General features: G+C 69.2%; 23 protein-coding genes. 12 read left to right on the forward strand and 11 right to left on the reverse strand.

The window, feature by feature from the left end:
• The first annotated feature begins 13 nt into the window (after positions 1–13).
• From ACZ5IK_RS02570 to ACZ5IK_RS02595, 6 genes are all read left to right on the forward strand, one after another.
• Entirely contained in the window at positions 14–1,603 is a 1,590-nt protein-coding gene (locus tag ACZ5IK_RS02570; protein WP_465486234.1) for an amidohydrolase, read from the forward strand.
• Between the two features lie 5 nt (positions 1,604–1,608).
• The gene (locus ACZ5IK_RS02575) at positions 1,609–2,058 is read left to right on the forward strand and encodes a GNAT family N-acetyltransferase (protein ID WP_101610769.1); all 450 of its coding nucleotides are present in this window, start codon (positions 1,609–1,611) and stop codon (positions 2,056–2,058) included.
• A 35-nt stretch (positions 2,059–2,093) separates the two neighbouring features.
• On the forward strand, positions 2,094–2,777 hold the full coding sequence (locus tag ACZ5IK_RS02580; RefSeq protein ID WP_101610768.1) for a metal-dependent transcriptional regulator: 684 nt from the start codon (positions 2,094–2,096) through the stop codon (positions 2,775–2,777).
• Positions 2,778–2,965: 188 nt separating this feature from the next.
• Positions 2,966–3,346, forward strand: a complete 381-nt coding sequence (locus tag ACZ5IK_RS02585) for a transcriptional regulator (protein WP_465486687.1) — start codon at positions 2,966–2,968, stop codon at positions 3,344–3,346.
• Positions 3,347–3,532: 186 nt separating this feature from the next.
• Entirely contained in the window at positions 3,533–4,591 is a 1,059-nt protein-coding gene (locus ACZ5IK_RS02590) for a zinc-dependent alcohol dehydrogenase family protein (protein WP_465486235.1), read from the forward strand.
• Positions 4,592–4,801: 210 nt separating this feature from the next.
• Positions 4,802–5,425 (forward strand): alpha-ketoglutarate-dependent dioxygenase AlkB family protein, encoded by a 624-nt coding sequence (locus ACZ5IK_RS02595; RefSeq protein ID WP_465486236.1) that lies wholly within the window; start codon positions 4,802–4,804, stop codon positions 5,423–5,425.
• A gap of 452 nt (positions 5,426–5,877) precedes the next feature.
• Here ACZ5IK_RS02595 and ACZ5IK_RS02600 read toward each other — a convergent pair whose 3' ends face one another.
• The 5 genes from ACZ5IK_RS02600 to ACZ5IK_RS02620 are packed head-to-tail and all read right to left on the reverse strand — an operon-like array spanning position 5,878 to position 10,178.
• A complete protein-coding gene (locus tag ACZ5IK_RS02600; protein WP_465486237.1) occupies positions 5,878–6,753 on the reverse strand; it encodes a 5-oxoprolinase subunit C family protein in 876 nt (291 codons plus the stop codon).
• Positions 6,750–7,355 (reverse strand): 5-oxoprolinase subunit PxpB, encoded by a 606-nt coding sequence (gene pxpB, locus ACZ5IK_RS02605; RefSeq protein WP_465486238.1) that lies wholly within the window; start codon positions 7,353–7,355, stop codon positions 6,750–6,752. The genes ACZ5IK_RS02600 and pxpB overlap by 4 nt, the downstream gene beginning before the upstream one ends.
• Complete coding sequence (locus tag ACZ5IK_RS02610; protein WP_465486239.1) at positions 7,355–8,113, reverse strand: LamB/YcsF family protein; 759 nt, start codon at positions 8,111–8,113, stop codon at positions 7,355–7,357. The genes pxpB and ACZ5IK_RS02610 overlap by 1 nt, the downstream gene beginning before the upstream one ends.
• The gene (locus ACZ5IK_RS02615; RefSeq protein ID WP_465486240.1) at positions 8,113–8,907 is read right to left on the reverse strand and encodes a putative hydro-lyase; all 795 of its coding nucleotides are present in this window, start codon (positions 8,905–8,907) and stop codon (positions 8,113–8,115) included. The genes ACZ5IK_RS02610 and ACZ5IK_RS02615 overlap by 1 nt, the downstream gene beginning before the upstream one ends.
• A gap of 26 nt (positions 8,908–8,933) precedes the next feature.
• Positions 8,934–10,178, reverse strand: coding sequence for an MFS transporter (locus ACZ5IK_RS02620; protein WP_465486241.1), 1,245 nt, complete (start codon positions 10,176–10,178; stop codon positions 8,934–8,936).
• Between the two features lie 182 nt (positions 10,179–10,360).
• Here ACZ5IK_RS02620 and ACZ5IK_RS02625 point away from each other — a divergent pair, with 182 nt between their 5' ends.
• Positions 10,361–11,008 (forward strand): GntR family transcriptional regulator, encoded by a 648-nt coding sequence (locus tag ACZ5IK_RS02625; RefSeq protein ID WP_465486688.1) that lies wholly within the window; start codon positions 10,361–10,363, stop codon positions 11,006–11,008.
• Positions 11,009–11,078: 70 nt separating this feature from the next.
• Here ACZ5IK_RS02625 and ACZ5IK_RS02630 read toward each other — a convergent pair whose 3' ends face one another.
• Entirely contained in the window at positions 11,079–12,320 is a 1,242-nt protein-coding gene (locus ACZ5IK_RS02630; RefSeq protein ID WP_465486242.1) for a family 16 glycosylhydrolase, read from the reverse strand.
• 133 nt (positions 12,321–12,453) lie between these two features.
• Positions 12,454–13,716: an ROK family protein gene (locus ACZ5IK_RS02635; protein ID WP_465486243.1), complete on the reverse strand. Its 1,263-nt coding sequence runs from the start codon at positions 13,714–13,716 to the stop codon at positions 12,454–12,456.
• Between the two features lie 96 nt (positions 13,717–13,812).
• Here ACZ5IK_RS02635 and ACZ5IK_RS02640 point away from each other — a divergent pair, with 96 nt between their 5' ends.
• Positions 13,813–15,207, forward strand: a complete 1,395-nt coding sequence (locus ACZ5IK_RS02640) for a GH1 family beta-glucosidase (RefSeq protein WP_465486244.1) — start codon at positions 13,813–13,815, stop codon at positions 15,205–15,207.
• Here the strand turns inward: ACZ5IK_RS02640 and ACZ5IK_RS02645 are convergent.
• Together ACZ5IK_RS02645 and ACZ5IK_RS02650 are read right to left on the reverse strand one after the other, a co-directional pair.
• The gene (locus tag ACZ5IK_RS02645) at positions 15,182–16,321 is read right to left on the reverse strand and encodes an acyl-CoA dehydrogenase family protein (RefSeq protein WP_465486245.1); all 1,140 of its coding nucleotides are present in this window, start codon (positions 16,319–16,321) and stop codon (positions 15,182–15,184) included. The two genes, ACZ5IK_RS02640 and ACZ5IK_RS02645, sit on opposite strands and share 26 nt — an antisense overlap.
• A complete protein-coding gene (locus tag ACZ5IK_RS02650) occupies positions 16,318–18,669 on the reverse strand; it encodes a bifunctional salicylyl-CoA 5-hydroxylase/oxidoreductase (RefSeq protein ID WP_465486246.1) in 2,352 nt (783 codons plus the stop codon). Before ACZ5IK_RS02650 ends, ACZ5IK_RS02645 begins: the two co-directional genes overlap by 4 nt.
• A 48-nt stretch (positions 18,670–18,717) precedes the next feature.
• Between ACZ5IK_RS02650 and ACZ5IK_RS02655 the strand changes: the two genes are divergently transcribed.
• The gene (locus tag ACZ5IK_RS02655) at positions 18,718–19,119 is read left to right on the forward strand and encodes a RidA family protein (RefSeq protein ID WP_465486247.1); all 402 of its coding nucleotides are present in this window, start codon (positions 18,718–18,720) and stop codon (positions 19,117–19,119) included.
• A 58-nt stretch (positions 19,120–19,177) separates the two neighbouring features.
• Here the strand turns inward: ACZ5IK_RS02655 and ACZ5IK_RS02660 are convergent, their stop codons facing one another.
• Positions 19,178–20,035 carry a PaaX family transcriptional regulator gene (locus tag ACZ5IK_RS02660; protein WP_465486248.1) on the reverse strand — a complete coding sequence of 286 codons (858 nt, stop codon included), beginning with the start codon at positions 20,033–20,035 and terminating at the stop codon, positions 19,178–19,180.
• Positions 20,036–20,108: 73 nt separating this feature from the next.
• Between ACZ5IK_RS02660 and ACZ5IK_RS02665 the strand changes: the two genes are divergently transcribed.
• From ACZ5IK_RS02665 to ACZ5IK_RS02675, 3 genes are read left to right on the forward strand one after another with little or no spacing between them, the layout of a single operon-like run.
• Complete coding sequence (locus ACZ5IK_RS02665; protein ID WP_465486249.1) at positions 20,109–20,783, forward strand: cytochrome P450 family protein; 675 nt, start codon at positions 20,109–20,111, stop codon at positions 20,781–20,783.
• Positions 20,784–20,820: 37 nt separating this feature from the next.
• Positions 20,821–21,171 (forward strand): PLDc N-terminal domain-containing protein, encoded by a 351-nt coding sequence (locus tag ACZ5IK_RS02670; RefSeq protein WP_465486250.1) that lies wholly within the window; start codon positions 20,821–20,823, stop codon positions 21,169–21,171.
• A 36-nt stretch (positions 21,172–21,207) separates the two neighbouring features.
• On the forward strand, positions 21,208–21,624 hold the full coding sequence (locus ACZ5IK_RS02675) for a nitroreductase family deazaflavin-dependent oxidoreductase (RefSeq protein ID WP_465486251.1): 417 nt from the start codon (positions 21,208–21,210) through the stop codon (positions 21,622–21,624).
• A gap of 38 nt (positions 21,625–21,662) precedes the next feature.
• Here the strand turns inward: ACZ5IK_RS02675 and ACZ5IK_RS02680 are convergent, their stop codons facing one another.
• Positions 21,663–22,844, reverse strand: coding sequence for an acyltransferase family protein (locus tag ACZ5IK_RS02680; RefSeq protein WP_410600286.1), 1,182 nt, complete (start codon positions 22,842–22,844; stop codon positions 21,663–21,665).
• Positions 22,845–22,895 lie beyond the last annotated feature (51 nt).

Here is a 22,895-nt window from a genome sequence, read left to right on the forward strand (position 1 = left end):
TAGGGTCGGATTCATGCGGGTCGACACGGTCTACGAGAACGCCCGGTTCCTCACCGGAACAGGGGAATCCGTAGCGCTTGCGGCGCTGAACGGACGAATTGTCGCGTTGGGCCACGATGCGGCCGCGCTTTCCGCGAAACGCCGGGTCGACCTCGGCGGGTCGGTGGTGGTGCCCGGCTTCCACGACGCGCACAACCACATGGCGTGGTTCGGCATGGCGCTCGACGACGTCGCGCTCTCGGATTGCCGCAGCGTGGACGAGGTGTACGACGCCGTCGCGCGGCGGGCGGCCGAGACACCGCCGGGCGGCTGGATCATCGGCAGTGGCTACGACCAGAACAAGCTCGCGGGTGGCCATCCGACCAGGCAGGGGCTCGACCGCGCCGCCCCCGGGCATCTCGTGCGGCTCAAGCACACGTCCGGGCATATGACCGTGGTCAACTCCGCGGTGCTGGAGCAGCTGGACCTCGCGAACGTTCCGGTGGGTGGTGACGTCGTCCGCGACGAGGACGGTTCGCCGACCGGGCTGCTGCGGGAGCAGGCCCAGCTGCTGCTGCGGCCGCTGACCTACCCGACGCCGATCGAAAGGGTCGTGCGCGGGCTGGACCGGGCGAGCGAGCGCTACCTCTCCGAGGGGATCACGAGCGTCCAAGAGGCCGGGATCGGCGGGGGTCTCGTGGGGGAGACCCCCGCCGAACTCGCCGCCTACCAGCTGGCGCGCGACCGCGGGGTGCTGCGGGTGCGGAGCACGGTGATGGTCGCGGCCAGCGTGCTCCACGATCTTGACGCCGGGGCGGGCTTTGGACTTGACCTGGGGATGCGCACCGGCTTCGGCGACGAGTGGCTGCGACTCGGCGCGATGAAGCTGTTCGCCGACGGTTCGCTGATCGGGCGGACCTGCGCGATGCACGAGCCGTTCGCCGGGGAGCCGGACAACGTCGGTTACTTCCAGGTGCCCGAGGACGAGATCGCGCGGACGATCGCCGCCGCGCACCGGGCGGGCTGGCAGATCGCGACGCACGCCATCGGCGACCGTGCGATCACCGTCGTCCTCGACGCCTACGAAGCCGCGCTGAAAGCGGATCCGCGTCCTGATCACCGGCACCGCATCGAGCACTGCGCGGTACTGCGGCCCGAGGAGCTGAAGAGGCTGGCGTCATTGGGGCTGATCGCCTCGCCCCAGGGCCGGTTCGTCAACGAAATCGGCGACGGGATGCGCGCCGCGCTCGGCCCGGAGCGCGAGCCCTGGTGCTACCGGCTCAAGAGCCTGCTCGACGCGGGATGCGTGCTCCCCGCCAGCTCGGACCGCCCGGTCGTCGAAGGCGCGCCGCTGCTCGCGCTGGCCGACATGGTGCGGCGGAAGACCGCCTCCGGTGTCCTTCTCGGTCCCGAAGAGCGGCTGACCCCGGCCGAGGCGTTGCACGCTTACACCTATGGCTCCGCGTACGCCGCTTTCGCCGAGAAGGACCTGGGCACGCTGCTGCCCGGCAAGCTCGCGGACTTCGCCGTCCTCTCGGCCGACCCGACCGACGAGTCCACTTTGGATTCGATCCAGGTCGTCGCCACCGCCGTCGGCGGCGACCTCGTCTACGAACGGAGCTGACACTGATGCCGGTACGGGACGCCGTCGCGGACGACATCGAGGAGATCTGCGCGCTCATCGAGGAGCACGCGGTCTACGAGGACAAACACGATCTGAAGCTCGACCGCCGGGAGATGGCCGGGTTCCTCTTCGGCCCCGAGCCGAAGGCGTGGGTGCTCCTCGCCACCCCGCCGGGTGAACCGGACGAGGTCGCGGGCTTCGCCTTCTGCAGCTGGAACTTCTCCACCTGGGAGGCCAGGCCGGGGATCTGGCTCGACGACCTCTTCGTGCGTCCCGAGCACCGGCGCTTCGGCCTCGGGCGGGAACTGCTCGACGAGCTGGCCGCCCGGACGCCGGGCCGGGTCGAGTGGGACATGCAGGAGGGCAACGAGAAGGGCGAGGCGTTCTACGCCCAGCTCGGCGCCGACCCCGTCCCCGGCTGGATCCGGTACCGCTGGCGGCCGCACGCTGGGTGAGCCGCGACCAAGAGGCAAGCCGTAAACTCGCACGCATGGGTGAAGGGGCAAATCGCAGGTCGTCGTCCGTTGAGGACTACGTCCGGGTGATCTACGGGCTGGTGGAGCGCGGCGAGGCCGTCACCAACACGTCACTGGCCGGGCGGCTGGAGGTCAGCCCGTCGTCGGCGTCCGGCATGGTCACCAAGTTGTCCCAGCTCGGGCTGGTCGCGCACGTGCCGTACCGCGGGATCGAGCTGACCACCGAGGGCAGGCTGCTGGCCCGCTCGGTGCTCCGCCGCCACCGGCTGATCGAGACCTATCTGGTGTCCGAACTCGGCTACACCTGGGACGAGGTGCACGCCGAGGCCGACGCGCTGGAGCACGCGGTGTCGGACAGGCTCGTCGAGCGGATCGCGGCGAAGCTCGGCAACCCGGTGCGCGACCCGCACGGCGACCCCATCCCCGCCCCCGACGGCAGCGTCGAGGAGATGCCGATGCGCATCCTCGACGACCTCCCGCCCGGCGCGGTCGGCGAGATCGTGCGTGTCTGGGACACCGACCCGGAACTCCTGCGCTACCTCACCGAACACTCCATCGGCCTCGGCGAGCGGATCGAGGTCGTCGAGCGCCAGCCGTTCGGCGGCCCGATGGTGGTCAAGGTCGGCTCGCCGCCGGACGCGGCGACGCACGCGATCGGCAAGGAGATCGCCCAGGCACTGTCGGTCGCGCTCCGCTGACCCCGTGTCCACTGTGGACGCGTTTCGGCCGGTGCGCGCGGTGGGAATTTTCCCTACGTCCCTGCATAATTCGGCTCTTCGGCACGTCACCCACATGCCGGTCGGATAGGTGATCTAAGGCCCTTCCGATCATGTGTTCACGCGCCTAGGCTGCGCTATTCCGGGTGGCTAGCGAGCGTGCGAAGGCGATGACAATGACCGGTCAGCGGACACACACCATCGACCGGGGGGTTGCGGAAGGACGGGAACTCAGGCGGCTGCTGGAGACCGGGCCGTTCGCGGACGCCCTCAGGGCGGCGATCAGGGCGAGGGGTCTCGGTCTCGACCGGATCCGGTACCGGCTGCGAGGGCGGGGGTGCTCGATCAGCCTCGCGACCCTGAGCCATTGGCAGTCCGGGCGCTGTCGTCCGGAACGGCCGGAATCCCTGCTGGTGCTCAAGAATCTCGAGGACATCCTCGGAGTGCCGTCGGAGTCCCTGTCGCGGCTTCTGGGACCGCCGCGAGGGCGGGCGGCCCGGTGTACGGTGCCCGGCGAGGGCCTGGTGATGCAACGAGGCCGGGAGGCTTAGAGGCTGGATGGCGGAGCTGGGACGCTTCTCTGGAACAAGACCACACGCGTGAACCCGCCCCGGCCGAAGGCCCCGTGATCGCGGTGGCAGGGCGCCCTGGATGCAGAACGTGGCGTGCATCGTCGGCGAGCGCCCTGCCGACGTCGATCGCGGACGCGGGTTCACCGAGAGGCAGGAGGAGTACGGGTGCGGGCGGTCGTCTTCGAGGAGTTCGGGGTGCTGCCCGAGGTACGCGAGGTGCCGGATCCGGTCGTGCCGCCGGGCGGGGTGGTGATCGCCGTCGAGGCGACCGGGGTGTGCCGCAGCGACTGGCACTCCTGGCAAGGTCACGACACTTCGGTGAACCTGCCGCACGTCGCCGGGCACGAACTCGCCGGCCGGATCGCGTCGCTCGGAGAGGGCGTCCGCGGCTGGTCGGAGGGGGACCGGGTGACGGTGCCGTTCGTCTGCGCGTGCGGCACCTGCGCCCAGTGCGCGGCCGGTGACCAGCAGATCTGTGACCGCGAGTTCCAGCCGGGCGCGACCCACTGGGGCTCGTTCGCGGAGTACGTCGCCATCGAAAACGCCGAGGTCAACCTCGTGGCGCTGCCGGACTCGCTGTCCTCGGCCGAGGCCGCGGCACTGGGCTGCCGCTTCGGGACGGCGTTCCGGGCGGTACTGCGGCAGGGCGGCGTCCGGCCCGGCCAGTGGGTCGCGGTCTACGGCTGCGGAGGCGTCGGGGTCTCGGCGATCCTGCTGGCCGTCGCGGCCGGTGCGTCGGTCGTCGCCGTCGACCCCTCCCCGCAGGCCAGGGCACTGGCCACGCGGATGGGGGCTGTTTCGGTCGTCGACCCTTCGGGCTTCGAGGGCCACGAAGCCGTCGCTCTCCAGGTCCGGGAGCTGACCGGCGGCGGCGCGCACGTCTCCCTCGACTGCCTCGGCTCGCCGTCCACCTGCGCGGCCTCGATCGGTAGCCTCCGGAAGCGGGGACGGCACGTCCAAGCCGGACTGATGCCGCCCGCGCAGGGCATCGCGCCGATCCCGATGCACCGCGTGATCGGCGGGGAACTGGAGATCGTCGGCATCCACGGACTGCAAGCGCACGAGTACCCCGAGATGCTGCGGGTCGTCGAGACCGCCGGAATCGACCTCGAGGCGATGATCGGCAAGCGGGTCGGCCTCGACGACGTCCCCGCGGTCCTGGCGGCGATGAACGACCCCGTGCCCGCTCAAGCCGGGGTGACCGTCGTCGAACTCGCGCAGTAACCGGGTGTTCGCACTGCGGTCAACCGGCCGATCGGAGTAGTCCGAAAGGTGGCTTCTCGCGGCTCGTTATGGCACGTTCTCCGCCGTGACAGTCAAGGCCGCTCCGTCTCAACCGCATTTCGCTCACCGCGTGCTGCGGTGGTTCACCGCGGCCGGCGTCATGGTGCGGGGCCACCGGATCATCGGCGCGCGTCCTGGCAGACTCGAGGTGTGGACGCGCTGATCCCCCGACCCCGGGCCGAAGTCGCACCCGGTGCGGTGCACGTCCCGGACTGGCTCGACCTCGACGAACAACGCAAGCTGGTCGACGTCTGCCGCGGCTGGCGTGGCTACCGGCAGACACGGCTGCCGAACGGCGGCGTGATGTCCGTGCGGACGGTCTGTCTCGGCTGGCACTGGTACCCGTACCGGTACTCGAAGGTGACCGACGACGGCTCCCCGGTGCTCCCGTTCCCCTCGTGGCTGGGTGATCTCGGCCGGCGGGCGGTGACCGATGCCTACGGGGCCTCGGATTACGACCCCGACATCGCACTGGTGAACTTCTACGACGCCGCCGCGAAGATGGGGATGCACCAGGACAAGGACGAGGCATCGCTGGAGCCGGTCGTGTCGCTGAGTCTGGGGGACGCGTGCGTCTTCCGGTTCGGGAACACTGCGGATCGCGGGCGGCCCTATACGGATGTGGATCTGCGGTCGGGGGACCTGTTCGTGTTCGGCGGGGAGTCGCGGCTGGCATTCCACGGGGTGCCGAAGGTGCTGCCGGGGACCGCTGATCCGGGGCTGGGGCTGGTGGGGCGGCTGAACCTCACTTTGCGGGTTTCGGGACTCTCGTGAGTGGCGTTTCGGGTTCTCTTGAGGGGCAAGTCAAAGGTGGCGTCATGTCTGCGCCCAAGGTGATCGAAGGCGTGATTCGCGTGATTGAAGCCGGATCTCACGTGATCAGAAGCCGAACTCCGTGAACGTCGCCCAAGAACGCGAGATCCGTCTCCCATCACGCGAGATCCGGCTTCAATCACACGTGATCGCTGCCCGATCACGCGAACGCCCATCCTGCCCGGACAGGACACCTTTGCCCTTCCTCTCAATAGAACCCGAAACGCCACTCACGACCACCCGACCCACGCCTTCTGGACCCGCTCACTTTCGTTCCGCGGCCCTTCGCGGTGGGTGAGGGGTGTGTGGAAATAGGGACATCCAACGTCCCTATTTCCACACACCCCGCATGATCGGACCGGTCATGCGGGACTCTCGTGAGTGGCAGGGACGGTTCTAACCGCCCTTACCACTCACGAGCCAGCACGATCCGGTGTGAGACGGAACCGCACGCGCTGCCCCGGCCGCACCTGAGCGGCCAGGTCCAAGTCGGCCTCGTCCACCACCGCGATCACCGGATAGCCCCCGGTCACCGGATGGTCGGCGAGGAACAGGATCGGTTGTCCCGAAGGAGGAATCTGCAACGCGCCGGGCACCGCGGCCTCGGGCGGCAACTCGTCGTCGCGCGCCCGTGAGAGCGCCGCACCCGACAGCCGGACGCCCACCCGGTCGACGTCGGAGGTGGCGACGTAACCAGAAGAGACCAAAGTGGACAGTGCGCCGGGAACGAACCACGGAGCCCTGGGGCCCGGAGTGACCCGCAGAACCGGCTCATCCGGCAAAGGAGGCCGAGGGGCGAGATCCACGCCGGGGTGGGCCAGCACCCGCTGTCCCACCGGCAGGGTCATCCCGGCCGAAAGTACCGGCGGGCCGAGTTTGCCGAGGGTGTCGGTCGCCCGGGCGCCCAGCACCGGAGGGACGTCGATACCGCCGCGCACGGCGACATAGCACCGCAAACCCTGGGAGGCCGTGCCGAGGACGAGGTCTTCACCGGCACGCAGAAGGATCGGCGAGCCAGGGCCGACAGCGCGTCCGCCGGCGGCGATCGAGCAGGGCGCGCCGGTGACGGCGACGGTCGCCGGGGACGAGAATCGCAGGACGAGACCGCCCAGAACCGCCTCCAGAGCTGCGTTGCCCTCGGGGTTCCCGACCAGCCGGTTCGCCAGCCGCAGCGAACCGCGGTCGGCGGCACCGGACCGGCCGACGCCGATCGCGGCCAGGCCCGGGCGCCCGAGATCCTGCACGGTGGCGAAAACCCCGGGACGGACCACTTCGATCTTCGCGGTCATGAAGAGAACCGGATCCGCGTACCGGGCGCGAGCAGGTTCGGCGGCTCCCTGTCGACGTCCCACACCGGCAGGGTGGTCCGCCCGATCAGCTGCCAACCGCCGGGCGAGGCGTTCGGGTACACCGCCGTGTACTCGCCCGCGATAGCGACCGATCCGGCGGGCACCCGGGTGCGCGGGCTCGTCCGGCGCGGCAGGTGCAGGGCGGGGTCGAGTCCGGTCAGGTAGGCGAAACCCGGTGCGAAACCGCAGAAGGCCGAGACGTAGATCCCGTCCTCGTGTCGCCGGACGACGGCTTCCGGCGACAGGCCGGCGGCCGCCGCGACGTCGGCGAGGTCCGGGCCGTCGTACCGCACCGGCACGACGATCTCGGCGGCCTCGCGCGGTGCGACGTCCACTGTGGACCGATCGAGGACGTCGCCCGCGAGCCGGTCGTGGTGGGTCCGGCCCGGGTCGAACCGGATGAGCAGGGTCCGCGCGGCCGGGACCAGTTCGACGACGCCGTCCGGCGGGTCCTGCTCCAGTGACGCGTGCAGCCCGAGCACCTCCGACGGATCGTCGAAGTCGACCATGGCCGCACGCGCCCCATAGGGCAGCACTCGCATCACGCGGCCTCGAGAAACGATCCGATGTGGACACCCGACGCACCGAGCCCGGCGCGGATCCGGCGCGCCAGTTCGACGGCGCCGGGAGTGTCGCCGTGCACGCAGAGCGAATGCGGCTGGAGCGTCAGCTCGGTCCCGTCGGCGGCGACGACCTTGCCGGTGGTCGCCATCGTGACCGCCCGGTCGGCCACCTCGTCGGCGTCGTGGAGCACGGCGCCCGGCAGTTTCCGGGAGACCAGCAGGCCTTCGGGCGTGTACGCGCGGTCCGCGAAGGCCTCGGCGTACGAGAGGAACCCGCCTTTTTCGGCCTGCACGGCCATTTCCGACCCCGGCGGGCACAGCAGGGCGAGCGTGGGGTGGAACCGCCGGATCGCCTCGACCACCGCGGCCGCCTGCTCCGGATCCACGGAAGCGGTGTTGTACAAGGCCCCGTGCGGTTTGACGTACCGCACCCGTGTTCCCGCCGCGTGAGCGAACGCGTCGAGCGCGCCGATCTGGTAGAGCACGTCGTCGGTCAGGTCGGCGGGGGCGACGTCCATCGCCCGCCGCCCGAACCCGGCCAGATCGCGGTAGGCGACGTGGGCGCCGATGACGACACCGCGTTCCGCCGCGCGTTCGCAGACGCGCCGCATCACCGACGGGTCACCGGCGTGGAATCCGCACGCCACGTTCGCGCTGGTGACGATGTCGAGCATGGCGTCGTCGTCGCCCATTTTCCAGGCGCCGAAACCCTCGCCCAGGTCACTGTTGAGATCCATCAGGCCACCCTGAACTCACTGTCGAGTTTGTCGGTCACGAACATGTAGCCCGGCGCGTGCGTGATCGCGAACGGCGGCCGCGAGGCCATCAGCGCCGCCTGCGGGGTCACGCCGCACGCCCAGAACACCGGCACGTCACCGGGTTCCGCGTCGACCGGGTCCCCGAAATCGGGGTCGGCCAGCTCGGCGATGCCGAGCGAGGACGGGTCGCCGATGTGCACGGGTGCACCGTGCACGGCGGGCATCCCGCGGGTGACGCGCACTGCGTCGTCGACGCGGTCTTCGGGGATCTGCCGCATCGAGACCACCATCGGCCCGTGCAGCCGCCCGGCGGGGACGCACTCCCGGTTCGTCACGTACATCGCCACGTTGCGGCCCTGGTCGACGTGCCGCAGCGGGATGCCCTCCGCGGCCAGCGCCGCTTCGAAGGTGAAGCTGCAGCCGATCGAGAACGCGACCATGTCGCTGCGCCACAGGCCGCTCGCGTCCGGGATCTCGCCGGAGAGCGCGCCGTTCTGCCAGACCCGGTAGCGCGGCAGGTCGGTGCGCAGGTCCGCGCCGGGCGCCAGCCGCGTCGACGGGTCGCCGGGATCGCTGACGTCGAGCACCGGGCAGGGCTGAGGGTTCCGCTGGCAGAACAGCAGGACGTCGTAGGCCCAGTCCTCGGGGACGGCGATCAGGTTGGTCTGGGTGAAGCCGTTCGCCCAGCCGGTGGTCGGGCGGGCGGTGCCCGCGCGGAACAGGGCGCGGGCCTCGCCGGGGGACAGGGTCGCCGGTTCGTCGAAGGTGGTCATCGCGGTGCCTCCTCGTCCGATTGTCGTCACAGGAGTTCGCGGCCGCGAGTCTCGGGCAGGCCGAGCAGCGCCAGCGCGGCGATTCCGTAGCCGACCGCGCCGAACACCATCGCACCGCCCGCGCCGAGGAAACCGACCACGGCGGGGAAGGTCGCGCCGATGGCCCGGCCGAGGTTGTAGGTGAAGCCCTGCCCGGTCCCGCGCAGCGCCGACGGGTACAGCTCGGCGAGGAACGCGCCGAATCCGCTGAAGATCGCGGACATCGAGAACCCGAGCGGGAAGCCGAGGAACAGCACGAGCGTGTTCGCGCCCGCCGGGATCTGGGTGTACGCGATGATCAGGCCCGCCGAAAGCACCGAGAACAGCAGGAACGTTTTCTTGCGTCCCAAGATATCCGTGAGATAGCCGCCGGTGACGTAGCCGATGAACGCGCCGGAGATCAGGAACGCGAGATAGCCGCCCGTCCCGATGACGGTGAGGCCCCGGGTGGTCTTCAGGTAGCTCGGCAGCCAGGTCGCGAGCGTGTAGTAACCGCCCTGGACACCGGTCGCGAGCAGCGCGGCGAAGAACGTCGTGCGCAGCAGGTCCGGCTTGAAGATGCCCTTGAACGAACCGCGTTCCTTCTTGGCCGCGCGGGCGGCCTCCGCGACGGGCGCGTCCTGGACGTTCCGCCGGACCCACAGCACCAGCAGCGCCGGGATGACCCCGGTCCAGAACATCACGCGCCAGGCGATGTCCGGGCTCCAGATGCTGAAGACCACCGTGTAGACGACGACCGACAGTGCCCAGCCGACCGCCCACGCGCTCTGGACGAAGGCGACGGTCCGGCCGCGATACTTCGCCTGCGAGTACTCCGCCACCAGCGCGGCGCCGGCGGCCCACTCGCCGCCGAACCCGAGACCCTGCAGGGCGCGGAAGATCAGGAGCGTTTCGAAGTTCGGCGCGAACCCGCAGAGCACGGTGAAGACCGTGTACATCGCGATGGTGATCTGGAGGGTGCGCACGCGGCCGATGCGGTCGGCCAGGATGCCCGCGCCGATGCCGCCGATCGCCGAAACCACCAGCGTCGTCGTACCGAGCAGGCCCGCCTCGCCACCGGAAAGTCCGTAATAGGCGGTGATCGCGGCCAGGCCGAGCGGCAAGGTCTGGTAGTCGAACGAATCGAGCCCGTACCCGCCGAACGCGCCGACGAAGGCCCGGCGGCCTCGCGAACCGAGCGTGCGGAACCAGGCGAAGGGGCGAGTGTCTTCGGTAGTGGCTGTCGCGGTCATCGGCACCTCCAGAGGTGACTTTTCATGGTGGCACGGGTCACATGGATAGCCACTGTAGGTATTGTTCAACAATTCCACAAGAGGATCCTTGGCTTGCCCTCTTGTCCGTAGGTAGGATCCGTTACGTGACGATCGCGGAGGGTGGTCCCGTCTCAGTGCAAGGACTCGAAGCCGACCGGGGCATGATCAGCCGCACCAGCACCGCCGAGCGGGTCGCGGGTGTCCTGCGCACGCGCATCGCCGAAGGCTTCTTCCTGCCCGGCGTGCGGCTGTCGGAACACGACATCGGTTCGGCGCTGGGCGTCTCCCGCAACACGCTGCGCGAGGCGTTCCGGCTGCTCACGCATGAACGGCTGCTGACCCACGAGCTCAACCGCGGTGTCTTCGTGCGGGTGCTGTCCGTCGAGGACGTCGTCGATCTCTACAAGGTGCGCAAGGTCGTCGAGTGCTCGGCGGTCCGCGCGGTGACGGAGAAGCCGCCGACGTACGCGAAACTCGCGCGCATGGTCGAGGACGGCAGGCTCGCCGAGCGGAGTGAGCGCTGGCAGGACCTCGGCACCGCGAACATCCGGTTCCACTCGGCGATCGCGGAACTCGGTGGCAGTGAACGGATCGACGAGCTGATGCGCGGCATCTTCGCCGAGCTCCGGCTGGTGTTCCACATGATGGCCGACCCGCGGCGCTTCCACGAGCCGTACCTCAAGCGCAACGCGGAGATCCTCGAGCGCATCGAGGCCGGTGACGGCACCGGTGCCGAAGCTCTCCTCGCGCAGTACCTCACCGACGCCGAAAACCAGCTCGTCGAGGCCTACGCCGAACGCTCCCCCTGACGCAATTCGTCCTCTGGTTGCGGTAGTTCCGAGTACGAACGACCGCAACTAGAGGACTAAACGCGGTGGGTCAGGGGGTGGTCCACTTTTGGTTGGCGGCGCCCGAACAGGTCCAGAGCTGCAGGCGGGTGCCGTTCGCGGAGCTGTTCCCGGTGGCGTCGAGGCACTTGTTCGCCTGCGGGTTCACGATGTCACGTGCGCCGCTGACCGCCCAGCGCTGCGCGCCGGAACCGTTGCAGTCCCACAGTTGCACGGCGGTGCCGTCCGCGGTCCCGCCGCCGGAGACGTCCAGGCACTTGCCCAGCGCGCGGACCGTCCCGTCACCGCCGACGGTCCAGTTCTGCGCCGCGTTGCCGTTGCAGTCGGTGATCTGGATCGGGGTGCCGTTGGTGCTGTTCGCGGCGGCGACGTCGACGCACTTCCCGCCGATCCCGGTGATCCGCCCGGTGTTCCCGGAAGTGTTACTGGAGTTGACGTGCACGTAATCGACGACGAGGCGCTGCGGGAACACGGTGCTGGAGTTCGGGTCGCCCGGCCAGTAGCCGCCGACGGCGAGGTTCAGGATCAGGTAGAAGGGGTGGTCGAAGACCCAGCGGTTGCCGTTGAGGTCGGCGGGCGTGCGGGTCTGGTAGAGGTTCCCGTCCACGTACCACCGGATCTGGTTCGGCGCCCAGTCGACGGCGTAGGTGTGGAAGTCGTCGGAGAAGTTCGGGCCGTTGTAGCCCGCGCCGATCCCGCCCGCACCGGAGTAACCGGGGCCGTGGAGGGTGCCGTGCACCGTGTTCGGCTCGAAGCCGACGTTCTCCATGATGTCGATCTCGCCGCTGTTGGGCCAGCCGACGTTGCCGATGTCGGCGCCGAGCATCCAGAACGCGGGCCACATCCCTTGTCCGCGCGGCAGTTTCATCCGTGCTTCGAACCGGCCGTAGGTCTGGGTGAACTGGCCCTGCGTGGACAGCCGGGCCGAGGTGTACTCGCAGCGCCCGTACCAGCAGTTGTAATTGCCCGGGTTTTCCTTCTTCGCGGTGATGACCAGGTTGCCCTGGCCGTCGAGCGCCGCGTTGTTCGTCCCGGAGGTGTACCACTGCCGTTCGTGGTTGTTCACGTTGTCACCGGTCTCGAAGTGCCACTTCGAGGTGTCGATGCCGGCGCCCGCGGGGCCGTTGAAGTCGTCGGTGAAGGTCGCGGCCATGACCGCGGCTTCGGAGGCCGGGGCTTGGGCTGTCGCCGGGAGCGAGCCGAGCAGGACGGCGGCGGCGAGCACCGCGGTGCTCCGTTGAAAAACACGACGGAAACGTGCGGAGATGGACATCGTTGTCGCCTCTCTGACCGTTGGGGACACGAAGAGAAGGCGCACGGCGGAACTACTTTGTTGCGCCTGGCAACAAAGTATGCATGGTCTTGACCACTGCGACAAGACGTATTTTTTGACCTCGAATTAAGGCTTAGGCGGCGGTCCCGCGCTTGGACCCGGCAGTCCGAGGGTCCGCGCCCTGGTCCAGCAGGGCGGCGACCGGGAGGGTGGCGGCTCCTATGGCGACGGCGTCCGGCCCGAGCTGTCCGAGTTCGATCTCGGTCTGGTCGAACACGTGCGCGAGCGCGTGCTCGCCCGCCACGCGCCGGATCTCGGGCAGGTACTCCTCGCCGAGCGCCAGCCCGGCCCAGCCGCCCAGCACGATCCGCTCCGGGTTGAAGAGGTTGATCAGGTTGCCGATCCCGGCGCCGAGATACCCCGCCGTCTCCTCCAGCACCTTGGCGGCGGCCTTCGACTTGCCTGCCGACTCCAGCAGCGCGGCGAACTGCGTCTGCTCGTCCCCGTCCGAGGTGGCCTTCCCGCCGCGCGCCTTGCGATAGCGCGCGAGGACGCCTTCCGCGCCGACGTAGGACTCCAGGCAGCCGCGTGATCCGCAGCGGCAGTCCTGTCCGCCGTAGACGATCGTCGTATGGCCCCATTCGCCCGCGCTGCTGGTGGAGCCCCGGTAGGTGGTGCCGTCGGTGACCACGGCCGCGCCGACCCCCGAGCCGATCAGGACGATCACCGCGTGCCGGGCGCCGCGACCGGCGCCGAACCACATTTCCCCCTGGCCCTGGGTTTTAGCGCCGTTGTCGACGAACAACGGCAGCTCGACGCCTTCCGCGCGCAGGAGATCGGTGAGCGGGACCTCTTTCCAGCCGATGGTGGGCGCGTGCACGCGGAGCGCCCCGCCCTTTTCGACAGAGCCCTGTTCGACCGTGCCGGGAACGCCGACGCCGACACCGAGCACGGTCGCTTCGTCGATGCCCGATTCCGCGATCACTTCCCGAATTCCGGACGCCACCTGGGTGACGGCCGATGCCGCGTCCGGCCGCGGGGAGGCGAGAGGGTGCTCGACGGTGGCGAGCCGGTTCATGGTGAGGTCGAACAGTTCGACCTTCACCCCGGTCTCGCCGATGTCGACGCCGGCGACGTGGCCGTACGCCGGATCGACGCGGAGCAGGACACGGGGCCTGCCGCCGTCGGATTCGACCAGCCCGGCTTCGGTGATGAGGCGTTCTTCGCCGAGTTCGGCGGTCACGTTGCTGACGGTCGCGGCGCTCAATCCGGTCAGACCGCTCAATTCGTGGCGGCTGAGCGGGCCGTCGAAGTAGAGTTTCGACAGCAGGAGGGAACGGTTGTGCCGCCGCAGGTCACGGACGGTGGTGCGCTTGGCAGGCATGCGGATACCCATCTTATGGCGGCGGACCTTTCCAGGATGCCCCACGACCTTAGCCTCCGCCATGTATTAACTGGTGAAATAAGGCAGGCTGGCCGGAAGGAGGGCGCCGTGACGGAGGAAAACGAGCTCATCGGCACCTTGCCGTCCGATTTCCGGTGGGGTGTCGGCAGCTCGGCCTACCAGATCGAAGGCGCGGTCGCCGAAGACGGACGAACACCGTCCATTTGGGACACCTACGGCCAGTCGCCCTGGTCGATCGACCACGGTGACACCGGCGAGGTCGCCTGCGACCACTACCACCGGATGCCCGCCGACGTCGCGCTGGTGAAGGAACTCGGCGTCGACACCTACCGGTTCTCCGTGTCCTGGCCGAGGGTGCAGCCGCGCGGGCGCGGCGGCGTCAACCCCGCCGGGATCGCCTTCTACGACCGGCTGGTCGACGAACTGCTCAACAACGGCATCGATCCGTGGCTGACGCTGTACCACTGGGATCTGCCGCAGCACCTCGAGGACGCGGGCGGCTGGCCCGCCCGCGACACCGCTGTCCGTTTCGCCGACTACGCGATGCTCGTGTTCGAGCGGCTGAGCGACCGCGTCCGCCACTGGACCACGCTGAGCGAGCCGTGGTGCACGGCCATGCACGGTTACGTCCACGGGGTGATGGCGCCCGGCCGCCGGGACGCGAAGGCGGGGATGGCGGCGGCGCATCACCTGCTGCTCGGCCACGGCCTCGCGGTGCGGCGGATGCGAGAACTCGCGCCACCCGGGACGAAGTTCGGCATCACGCTCAACCTGAGCACCGCCGATCCGGCCACCCCCAGCGAGGCCGACCGCGAGGCGGCCCGGTTCGAGGACGGGCTCGGAACGCGGTTCTACCTCGACGCGCTCGTGCACGGCCGCTATCCGGAGGACGTCCTCGAAGACCTCGCGCGCCAGGGCATCCGCCTGCCGTCCGAGCCGTGGGACCCGTCGATCATCGCGGCGCCGCTCGATTTCCTCGGCGTCGACTACTACTTCGGGACGCGGTACTCCGGGGTGGAGGAGAACGGGAACGCGGTCGAGCACTTCGGGATGCCCTCGTTCCGCAAGGTCCCGTTCGGGGCGCCGTCGACGGTGCTGGGCTGGGAGATCCTGCCGGACAAGCTCACCGAACTCCTCGTCCGGATCACCCGTGACTATCCCGGACTGCCGCTGTACGTCACCGAAAACGGCGCCGCTTTCACCGACGTCCCCGACGAGACCGGCTTCGTCCGCGACGACGACCGCGCCGCGTATCTGTCCGCGCACATCGCCGCCACGGCGGCCGCGCGGCAGGCGGGCGCGGACGTCCGCGGCTACTTCGCCTGGTCCTTTTTGGACAGTTTCGAATGGGCCTACGGCTACGCCAAACGGCTCGGCCTGGTGCGGGTCGATCGCGAGACGCAGGCGCGGACGATCAAGCAGAGCGGGCTGGCCTACCGCGACATCGTCGAGCGGGTCAAGAAGTCAGGGACCGGGCGATGATCGTCCGCTGCACCTCGGACGCGCCTTCGTAGATCCGCGGCGCCCGGACCTCGCGGTAGAGGTGTTCGAGCAGGTGACCGCGCCGCAATGCCCGCGCGCCGTGGATCTGCACGGCCGAGTCGACGACGTACTGGGCCGTCTCGGTGGCGAACAGCTTCGCCATCGCGGCGCGGCCGGCGAGGTTCCGCTCGCCCGCGTCGTAGGCGGCGGCCGCGGCGTACACGAGCAGGCGCGACGCCTCGGTGCGGGTCGCCATTTCGGCAAGGGTGTGCGCCACGGTCTGCTGTTTCAGCAACGGCCCGCCGAACGCGATCCGGGTCTGGGCGTGGGCGACGGCGGCGTCGAGCGCGGCCTGCGCCATCCCGACGGCGAACGCGCCGACGCTCGGCCGGAACAGGTCCAGTGTCCGCATGGCGACCCCGAAACCGCGGTCCTGTTCGCCGAGCAGTTCGTCCCGCTCGACGCGGACCCCGTCGAACACGAGGGTGCCGATGGGATGCGGGCTGACCAGGTCGAGATGCTCACCGGAAAGCCCGGCGCGGTCGGCGGGGACGACGAACGCGGAAACCCCACGGGAGCCCGCTTTCGGGGTGGTGCGGGCGAAGACGCTGTAGAAGTCGGCCTCGGGGGCGTTGGAGATCCACATCTTCTCGCCGGTGAGGCGCCAGCCGTCGCCGTCGGGCTCGGCGGAGAGCTTCAGCGCGGCCGCGTCCGAGCCCGCGTTCGGTTCGGTGAGCGCGAAAGCGGCGACGGCGTCACCCGCGGCGACGGCGGGAACCCACTTCGAGACCTGCGAATCCTGCCCGGACTGCAGCACCGGATACGTACCCAAGCCCTGTAGCGCCAACGCCGTCTCGGCTTCGGTGCTCTGGCTCGCGAGCGATTCCCGCAGGATGCAGAGATCCGTCGCCGCCGCCTCCCGGCTCGGGCTGCCCCCGTCGACGCCGGGGAACAGGCGGGAAAGCAGGCCGAGCGCGCCCATCTCCTTGAGCAGCGGGCGGTTGACCGCGCCTTCGGTGCCGGATTCCGCCAGCGGCCGGAGTTTCTCGGCGCCCAGCCTGCGGACTTCGGTGGCGAAAGCCTGCTGCTCCGGGCTCAAGGCGAAGGCTGTCATCGGTCGCTCCCAGGTCGCCAGCGGGCGTGCGCGGTGCCGGGTTCCCCCGACCGCAACAGTTCCAGCCGCGGTTTCGGTCCGTCGGTGCGGCCGCCCTGCGGCTTCCGGCTGCCCGCCGCGTACTGCTTCGGCCACGGCATCGGGTAGTCCTGTTCGGCCGCGGCGTGCAGTGTCCACTGTGGATCGTAAAGATGAGTCCTGCCGAGGGCGCACAGATCCGCGCGGCCCGCCAGGATGAGCGAGTTGACGTCGTCGTAGGACGAGATCGCGCCGACGGCGATCACCGCGACGCCGTACTCGCGGCCGATCTCGTTGCGGATCCGGTCGGCGTACGGGGTCTGGTAACTGCGGCCGTACTGGGGTTTCTCGTCGCTGACGACCTGACCGGTCGAGACGTCGATGCCGTCGGCGCCGTGCTCGGCGAACGCGCGGGCGATCTCGACGGCCTCGTCGACGTCGATCCCGCCGTCGTACCAGTCGGTCGCGGAGATGCGGACCGTCATCGGCCGATCGGCGGGCCACGCCGCGCGGACCGCGTCGAAGACTTCCAGCGGGAAGCGCAGCCTGTTCTCCAGTGAGCCGCCGTACTCGTCGGTGCGGCGGTTGGTCAGCGGGGACAGGAAGGACGAGAGGAGATAGCCGTGCGCGCAGTGGAGTTCGAGGAGGTCGAATCCGGCGCGACCGGCGGCACGGGCTGATTCGGCGAACTGCTCGCGGATCTCCCGCAGCTCGGGGATCGTGAGCTCGCGCGGGGTCTGGTTCGCCTCGGCGTACGGGAGCGCGGACGGGGCGCAGATCTCCCAGTTGCCTTCGGGGAGCGGCTGGTCGATGCCGTCCCACATCAGTTTCGTCGAGCCCTTGCGTCCGGAATGGCCTAGCTGGACACCGATCCGCGCGGGCGTGTTGCCGTGGACGAAATCGGTGATCCTGGCCCAGGCCTGTTCCTGTTGCTCGGTGTACAGGCCGCCGCAGCCCGGGGTGATGCGGCCGGTCTCGGAGACGCAGACCATCTCCGTCATCACCAGGCCGGCGCCGCCGAGTGCCTTGCTTCCCAGGTGTACCAGGTGGAAATCGGTCGGGACGCCGTCTTCGGAGGAGTACATGTCCATCGGCGAGACGACGACGCGGTTCGGCAGGTCCAGGTTCCCGATCCGGAACGGCTGGAACATCGGCGGGCGAACCTCATTGTCCGAAGTGGACGCGAACCAGGTGTCCAGTTCGGCGGCGAATCCGGGATCGCGCAGCCGGAGGTTGTCGTAGGTGACGCGGCGGCTGCGGGTGAGGATGTTGAACGCGAACTGCGCCGGATCCTGATGCGTGTACCGGCCCAGGTTCTCGAACCACTCCAGGCTCGCCTGCGCGGCGCGCTGGGTCGAGGTGACGACGGGGCGGCGCTCTGCTTCGTACGTCTTCAGCGCGCTGTCCGTATCTGACTGTTCGTGCAGGCAGGCGGCGAGCGCGAGGGCGTCTTCCATGGCGAGTTTGGTGCCGGATCCGATGGAGAAGTGCGCCGTGTGGGCGGCGTCGCCGAGCAGGACGACGTTCTCGTGGCGCCAGCTCGCGCAGCGCACGGTGGCGAACGCGGTCCACTTCGAGTTGTTGGCGAACGTCCGGTGGCCGCCGAGGACGTCCGCGCACAGTTCGCGGATGACCTCGATCGACTTCTCGTCGCTCTCGCCCGGCGCCAGCGAGGTCGCGGCGATCCGGCCGAACGCGCGCTCCCAGACGTCCTCGTGCAGTTCGAGGATGAAGGTGCTCGCGGTGTCGCTGTACGGGTAGCCGTGGATCTGCATGATCCCGTGCGGGGTCTCGAGCACGTGGAACTTGAAGGCGTCGAAGACCAGGTCGGTGCCGAGCCAGATGTACTTGCAGCGACGGGTCTGGATGTCCGGCTTCATGGTCTCGGCCAGCGCGGCGCGGGTCGGCGAATTGACGCCGTCCGCCGCGACGACGAGGTCGTACTCGGCGCTCGCCTCGGCCACCTCCGGCGCCTCGGTGCGGAATCGCACGTCCACGCCGAGTTCCGCGCAGCGTTCCTGGAGGATGCCGAGTAGCCGTTTGCGGCTCATCGCGGCGAATCCGTGCCCGCCGGAGGTGTGCACGGTGCCGCGGAAGTGGACGTCGATGTCGTCCCAGCGCGCGAACTCCCGCCGCATGGCGGCGTGGATCACCGGATCGGCGTGCTCGATGCCGCCGAGGGTCTCGTCGGAGAACACCACCCCGAACCCGAAGGTGTCGTCGGGCGCGTTGCGCTCCCAGACGGTGATCTCGTGATCGGGATGGAGCTGTTTCGCCAGCGCGGCGAAGTAGAGCCCCGCCGGGCCGCCGCCTAACACCGCGATACGCACGTCGCTCAGGGTATGTCGCGGTATGTACGACCGTCAACGATGCGGGATATGCTGCCCCGCATGGAGCGCATCAACCCGCCCGGTCTTGGCCGTCCTTCCGGCTTCTCGCACGCTGTCGCGGCGAGTGGACGGTTCGTCTTCCTCGCCGGTCAGACGGCTTTGGACGAAGAGAACCGCATCGTCGGCGAGGGGGTGGTCGAGCAGTTCGAACGCGCGTTGTCCAATCTGCTCACCGCGCTGCGCGCGGCGGGCGGCGAGCCGTCCGACCTGTGCAGCGTGACCATCTACATCGTCGACATGGACGACTACCGCGCCCACGCGCGGGAGATCGGCGCGGTGTGGAAACGGCTGGCCGGGAGCGAGTACCCCGCGATGGCGGGGATCGGCGTGAGCCGGCTTTGGGACGTCGAGGCGCTGGTGGAAGTGCAGGGCTTCGCGGTGGTCGCTTGACCTCTCGCGTGTGTCATGAAAGGGGCTTTCAGGACAAATTTCGTCCTGAAAGCCCCTTTCATGACACGTCGGGGAGCGTGCGCGAGACGTGTGCGGCCGCGGCCTCGCCCAAGCGCGAGTGCAGCGTGAAGAACAGGTCCGCGGCCCGGATCCCGGCCCAGGCGGGCGGCAGCAGTTCGGCGGGCAGGCCCGGGTCGAGGTAGGGCAGCCGCCGCCAGTCGGTCAGCACCCGGACGTAGTCGGCGAACGCCTCGGCCTCGTGCGTGTTCTTGCGCCGCTGCCAGCGCCGGAGCGCGGGCGTGTGCTCGTCGAGGAACGCGGTGTACAGCGTTTCGAGCTGGTCGAGATCCCACCAGTCGTGGATCTTCTCGCGCACGTCGCCGAACGCGAGGTGCTCGGCGTGGAAAAGATCCGCGTAGCCCTCCAGTTCGAGCCGCCGGAGCATGTCCGATGTCGCGTCGCGCAGATGCGCGGGCGCGATCCAGACGCCGGAGGACGCGGTCCCGAAACCGAGTCGCGCGAGCTGGGTGCGAAGGATGTGCCGTTTGTGCCGTTCGGCCTCCGGGACCGAGAACACCGCGAGGAGCCAGCCGTCGCCGGGAGTGGCGCGTTCGCGGCGGAAGATGCGTTCGTCGCCTTCGCGCAGGATCGCGAGCGCCGTTTCGGAGAGTTCGTAGCCCGCCGCCCCGTCCCGGCGCACGGCGGAAAGGATCCCGCGCCGTTTCAACCGGGAGATCGACGACCGGACGGCGGGTTCTTCGACGTCCACGACGGCCAGCAGGTCGATCAGGGACCGGACGGAAAGCCAGCCGCCTTCGCCGCGTGAGTAGAGGCCGTACACGGTCACGATCAACTGGCGCGGTTGCGCCGTTCGCCCCGCGCCGTCGACTTCGGTTGCCTCCGACACGGCCGTCACATGCTCACCATAACAACGACGGTGAGCCGACGTTTCGGTCGTGACCGAAGCGTTCCGCACTTAGCGTCACGGTATGGAGAATCCGCTGATCGAAGCCTCCGTCCCGCCGGTGCCCCGGGACGTCGAGCCCGGTGGCGTCCGGTGGCTGCGGGCGAACGTCGCCCGGTTCAGCCGCCCGGAGGACCACCCGCGGCGCCGCGCGCTCGTGCTCGCCGAACTCGCGCCGATGGGCTCCTTGCGGGACAAGGCCTTCGTGCTCACCCGGGAATTACGGGACGAGCCCGTGGACCGGATCCTGTGGACGGTCCCGGTCGCCGTCCTGGCCGCGGAACTCGGTATGCCGGACGTTTCCCGCGACATCGCAACGGTTTCCGCGAGCTACCACCCGCACACCGAAACCGGTCCGGGCGCCGAAGCGGCCATGCGGCGGCTGATCGAAGCCTGTGGCGGAGACGTCGACGAGCGGACGGCCGCGCGGATCGGGCTCCTGGTGCAGGCCTGTGACGCGACGGCCAAGCTGCTCGGTAAGGCCCTGGCCGCCAGTCGGCCCGGTGAAGACGCCGAGAGCCTGCTCGCCCGGGTCCTGCGTGAGGACCCGCCGGTCCGGATCACCCGGCGGTGGGTCGACGGCGCGGTGGTCGAAGTGGACCTGACGAAACGTCCGTTCGGAGCAGGGCCCAAGCAGTGCCCGGGACAGGCGCAGGCGCTTCAAGCGGCCGCGGGAATTCTCGACGCCCTCCTGTGCTAATACTTACCCCGGCAATCCGGAACTGGGGAGATTTTCGATGCTGTATTTCAATGGTTTCTTCGGCGTTCTCACGCTCGGTCTGTGGATCTTCTGCATCGTCGACGTGATCACCACGGACGAGGGATCGTGCCGCAACATGCCCAAGGGGATGTGGTTGCTGCTGGTGCTGATCATCCCGCTGATCGGCTCGATCGTCTGGCTCGTCGCCGGTCGCCCGCAGCACGCCGCCCGGGCCCCGCGCGGCCGTTACGAACGCGAGAGCCCGGCGTTCCCGGAGTACGACCGGCCGGGCCGTTTCGCCGCGACGAGTGCCGAGGACGACGAAGAATTCCTCCGCAAGTGCCGGGAGCGGGCCGAAGCGCAGCGCCGCAAAGCCCACGAAGACTGAGTAGCCTCGGCGACGGAGATCCACACAGGAGGATAGATGTCCGAAATGCTCGACTGGAACCAGAACGTCATCAAGGAATTCCGCGAGAACGACGGGAAGGTGGGCGGCCCGTTCGAGGGCGGCTCCCTGCTTCTTCTCACCACCATCGGGGCGAAGAGCGGCGAGCCGCGCACCTCGCCGCTCGCGTACGCGGAGGAAGACGGCAAGTACGTCATCGCCGCGTCGGCCGCCGGTGCGGACAAGAACCCGGCCTGGTACCACAACGTCGTGGCGAACCCGAAGGTCACCATCGAGGTCGGCACGGAGAAGTTCGCGGCGACCGCGACGGTCGTCCTCGAAGACCGCGCCGAGCGCGACCGTCTCTACGCGAAGATGGTCAGTCTCATGCCGGGCTTCGCCGACTACGAGAAGAAGACCGATCGGGTGATCCCGATCGTCACGATTTCCCGCTGACTACGCAATTAGTCCTCTGGTTGCGATCCTTGAGGGGATCAGCGTGCGCCGCTGGGAGCCTCGACGGCGTTCGGTCGCTGGAGTTCGGCTTCGGCCGCTCGCAGCGCCTTGCGCTCCTGGCGGCGCGCGATCAGCTTCTTGCCGGTGGTGATCATCGGCTGCTCCACCCAGCGGTGGATCAGGTCCGCGATCCCCAGCCCGACCGCGAACACGGTCAGCGCGCTGATCATCCGGTGCTCGCCCAGCGGCGGGATCGCCGCCACCACGGCGAAGTGCACCGGGCCCTGCAGCAGGTAGAGCGAGTACGAGCGCTCACCGACGAAGCGCATCACCTTCGTCGCCAGCAGCCAGCGCAGCGGCCCCGGCGAGACCAGCACGACCAGCAGCATCGCCGAGAGCAGGCCGTAGGCGATCAGCAGGCCGAGGTTGCTGCCGGTTTCCCACCACAGGCTTTCCATGTTGACGTGCAGTACGGCGAACGCGCCGAACACCGGGATCGCCGCGAGCGGGTGGGTCAGCGGTTTGATCACCGCGTAGGACCGGCGGTAGTGCATCGCGATCGCCAGCACGCAGCCGATCAGCAGGATCGCGTAGTGCACCGTCGACCGGTAGATCGGCACCTGCGGCCCGTTGAGCACCCACCCGCTGGTGACCCCCACCAGCCCGGCCATCAGCGCGAACGCGGCGAACGCCAGCGCGAGCTTGCGCCAGGCCGCGGCGAGCCCGACGGCACCCGCGACCACCAGCAGGAACGGCCAGACCAGGTAGAACTTCTCCTCGATGCCCAGCGTCCACGAGCCGCTGAAGAAGTTGTCCGCGCCGTTCGGCTTGCTGCCGGGCAGGAACTCGTTGAAGAACGTCAGGTAGTACTTCAGCGCGTGCGGGAACTCGCGGGCGAAGAACTCGCCGCGCAGCCACACGAACACGACGATCCCGCCGAGGATCACCAGGTACGGCGGCAGGATCCGGAACACGCGGCGCAGGTAGAACGCCGAAAGCGAGATCCGGCCGGTCCGGTCCTGCTCACGCAGCAGCAGCGTCGTGATCAGGAAACCGGACAGCACGAAGAAGATGTAGACACCGACCCAGCCGGACAACCAGCTCCACTTCGGCCCCGCGAAGTGGAAGAGGATCACGATGGTGGCCGCGATCGCGCGCAGCCCGTCGAGCGCGGGGAACCGGCGCATGGCGAGGAACTCGTCATGGTCCAAAGTGCGCACAGTGCCCCCTAATGGCGGTATCGGCCCGGAAGTATACGGGGGCCGCCCACT

The sequence above is a fragment of the Amycolatopsis sp. NPDC031561 genome (assembly GCF_055580625.1).